This window comes from Nocardia jejuensis NBRC 103114 (assembly GCF_001613145.1).
GTDB lineage: Bacteria > Actinomycetota > Actinomycetes > Mycobacteriales > Mycobacteriaceae > Nocardia > Nocardia jejuensis.
The window spans coordinates 35182-38400 of sequence record NZ_BDBU01000042.1 but is presented as its reverse complement, the minus strand read 5'-3'; the positions used below and the strand labels follow the sequence as shown (position 1 = coordinate 38400).

Sequence of the window (3219 nt, the reverse complement as noted above, 5' to 3'; positions counted from 1 at the left end):
CCGTTCGTTTTTCGCAGGAATGCGATGCGTCCGAGCGGCGCCTGAGGTACATTCTGAAATGCAGTGTTTTCACAGTGCGATGCCGACGGCAAGAACATGCGCTGTGGGTGTGCTGTGTCGGTGAAGAAAGGCAATTCGATGAGCAATCCCTTCGATGACGAAGACGCTCAGTTCTACGTACTGGTCAATGAAGAGGCGCAGCACTCGTTGTGGCCGGTATTCGCCGCCATTCCCGGTGGCTGGACTGTCGCCTTCGGCCCGGATCGGCGCGCCGACTGCCTCGACTATGTGGAGTCGCACTGGACCGACATGCGGCCCGCTTCGCTGGTCGAAGCGATGTCGGAATCCGAATAACCCCCCGAAAGGAACACACATGGACGCCGGAGCAATCACCGCCATTCTGACCCAGGTTCTCGCCTTCCTCGGCAGTGGCTCGTCTATCAATTACAACCCCAACAAGCTCGCCTGATCACCCTCGAACCCTCTGTGCTGTAAAGGAACAATCCCCATGGATCTCGGTAGCGCCGGTTTCACCAGCCTCCTGCAGGCTTTCGCCCACCTCATCGGCTCGGGCTCGGGCCTGTCCGTCACCCCCGGTACTCCGGGCACCCCGGGCGCGTAGGCCGGCCATGCAAAGCGGCAGCGCCGTCGACAACTTTCTGGGAATTCTCGCGAAGATGCTGGGCACCGGCTCCTCGTTCGCCTTCCCGCCGATCGGTCTCCCGTCGGCATAGCTCGACCGAAACTTCCGGCCGCCAGGGCTTCGCGCCCTGGCGGCCGTGTGCTGTCCGGAGGCGGGCGCCCCGGGCCGAGTCGCAGCGCGAATTCAACTCACCCCCTTCGCTTCGTACGTGGGCGAATGATTGGCAAATATATTGAGGGGTGAGGACATGCCCCGATCGACCCGAAAGATTCCCCGATGTGTAGTCGCGAATAGGTATGAATACCGACGCAGGGACGGGATCTCCAATGGTGGCGGTGGAGAGGAATACCATGCAGACTCGGACTCGGACTCAGGTGGTGGAACCGCGAATCGTCGGTCTCTATTGGGATCGCGACGGTGACATCTGGCAGCGTGAGGACGCCGGTTGGCGTCTGATCCTGCAGAGCGGCGTCTCTGTCGATCCGATTTCGTTGTGGGACTGGGAGAACGGGCACGTGCGTGATTACGCGCCCTTCACCCCGGTATCCGCTTTGGCCGCCGACGAATAGTCGGCCCGACCGTCCCCAGGTCCGGACGCCCGAACATCGGCGTCCGGCTCAGGACGCCGATGCCGCCTCTTCCCCGGGTGGCACGGCGCCGAAAAGGGTGACCTCCATGAGTCGAATCACCCTGTCCTGTGGGCAGATGCGCTGGTCCGTGCCGAACGCGCGGCCCATATCGACCACCAGACCGAAGGCGGCCTGCACCAGTATTCGGGCCTCTCCGTCGGAGAGTTCCGGGCGGACCGCCACCAGCAATCGCACCCATTCGGCGACGATGAGCCGCTGCACGTTGCGCAGCATGGTGCGTTCCTCGGGCGACACGTGCCCGAACTCGGCGTAGTACACGTACGTCAATTCACGTTCGGCGAACGAGCCGGCGACATACTGGTCGACCAGCTTGGTCAGGGCTTCGGCGGGACTCGACGAGGAGGACACCGCCGGGCCGATCGCCCCCGACACCCGATCCGCGGCTCGGCGGAACGCCGCCGCCAGCAGATCGCTCTTGCTGCGGTAGTACCGGTACACCGCGGACGCGGCGGACAGATCCGCCGCGGCCGCGATGTCCTCCACGCTCACATTGGGATAGCCGCGCTCGTGGAACAGTTCCACGGCCTTCCGCAGCAGCAACTCGTGTTTGAACGAGAGCGGAATCTCCACCGTCCGCGTCTCGTTCTCCGGTGCGCGCGCCGGCGGCAGCTCGGTCGCGATGATCGCGCGGCAGGCCGAGTGCAGCAGCGCGGTCAGGGGTTTCACCGGCAGTGCGGCATGGTGATCGCCGATGCTGCTGATCACGCTGAGCAGGGTGACCGCTCGCACCGCGCGGTCGTCCCGGTCCAGTTCCGGTCGCACCGCTTTGATCAGGTGCCGCAGAGTGCCCAGCGCGGTGGCGAACTGCTCCGCGAGCGTCTCGCGGTCGGCCTCGTCGAGGTAGCGCTGCTCCCAGCGCACCAGCGTGACGGTGGCGCGATTGGCGATGGTCTCGGCGATCAGCTTGTCCAGCACCCGGTCCAGGCGCTCGATCGGCGTACCGCCCTCCGCTTCCGGCGGCGGCGTGGCCGAGCTCGCGGTCAGCTGACCCAGTCGCAGCAGTTCCTCGCGGAACAGCGCGTACTTGCTCGGATAGTGCCGGTACAGCGCGGCCGAGGAGATGCCGAGCCGGGTGGCGATGTCCTCCATGCTGACACCGTGATACCCGAGCGAGCCGAACGCGGCGGCCGAGGTGGCCGCGATCTGGGCGCGACGGTTCTTCGGCCGTCTGCGGATCACACGCGGCGGCTCCTCGACAGTCATGTCGGTAATGGTAGCCACCAGGTGTTTTGTCGCCATGCCGGGTTCGGTGGTGCGGATCGGCCGCCGGTGCGCCGAGGGGGAGCGGGTTCCCGGTCGCTCGACCGAGATCGTGCGGAGCGGTTGCCGAAAGCGCAAGGCGCTCATTCGATTCGGGATCGACGCAATTCTAGATCACTAATTCGACACGGCCCTCGCGTTCTCATCGACGCCGAAGTGCCGATCTCGTAGGCTGCCAACGTTCGAGCCTGATCAGAACGGAGCCGGTGTGCGCACAGTGGATGTCGAGCGCATCGTTCCCGCTCCGGTGCCCGATGTCTTCGAATGGCTCACCGATGCCTCGAACTTTCAGCGGGTTCCGTTCGTCCGCCGCGTCACCCTGGTGCGCCCGGGCACCACGCGCAGTCACGGCGTCGGCGCGGTCCGGCTGATCGTCACGCCGCTGATCCGGCTCACCGAGGAGATCGTCGAGTACTCCCCACCCACCCTGGTGCGCTACCGCTTGCTGAAAAGCGCTCCGCCACTGCGGCATCAGGAGGGGTTCATCTCCTTCGAGGAGGTGCCCGAGGGCACTCGGGTGCGCTGGTCCTCCACCTTCGAGATCGACTCGCCGCTGTTCTCGGGCCTGTGCACGCGGTTGTTCCTGCCGGTCGTCGCGGGCGGCTTCCATCTCGTGCTCAGCACCGCGGAGCGTGAACTCCGCGGTGCGTGAGGGCAATTCGCGCC

The 3219-nt window shown here is 65.4% G+C and carries 4 protein-coding genes; 3 read left to right on the top strand and 1 reads right to left on the bottom strand.

The window, feature by feature from the left end; all coding sequences use genetic code 11:
- Positions 1-138: 138 nt before the first annotated feature.
- Together NJ1_RS28465 and NJ1_RS28460 are read left to right on the top strand one after the other, a co-directional pair.
- Positions 139-354: an MbtH family protein gene (locus tag NJ1_RS28465; protein ID WP_067700107.1), complete on the top strand. Its 216-nt coding sequence runs from the start codon at positions 139-141 to the stop codon at positions 352-354.
- A gap of 639 nt (positions 355-993) precedes the next feature.
- Entirely contained in the window at positions 994-1212 is a 219-nt protein-coding gene (locus tag NJ1_RS28460) for a hypothetical protein (protein WP_157574292.1), read from the top strand.
- Between the two features lie 48 nt (positions 1213-1260).
- Here the strand turns inward: NJ1_RS28460 and NJ1_RS28455 are convergent, their stop codons facing one another.
- The gene (locus tag NJ1_RS28455; RefSeq protein WP_245717618.1) at positions 1261-2496 is read right to left on the bottom strand and encodes a TetR/AcrR family transcriptional regulator; all 1236 of its coding nucleotides are present in this window, start codon (positions 2494-2496) and stop codon (positions 1261-1263) included.
- Positions 2497-2761: 265 nt separating this feature from the next.
- Here NJ1_RS28455 and NJ1_RS28450 point away from each other — a divergent pair, with 265 nt between their 5' ends.
- Positions 2762-3205 carry an SRPBCC family protein gene (locus tag NJ1_RS28450; protein ID WP_067699926.1) on the top strand — a complete coding sequence of 148 codons (444 nt, stop codon included), beginning with the start codon at positions 2762-2764 and terminating at the stop codon, positions 3203-3205.
- The last annotated feature ends 14 nt before the right edge of the window (positions 3206-3219 follow it).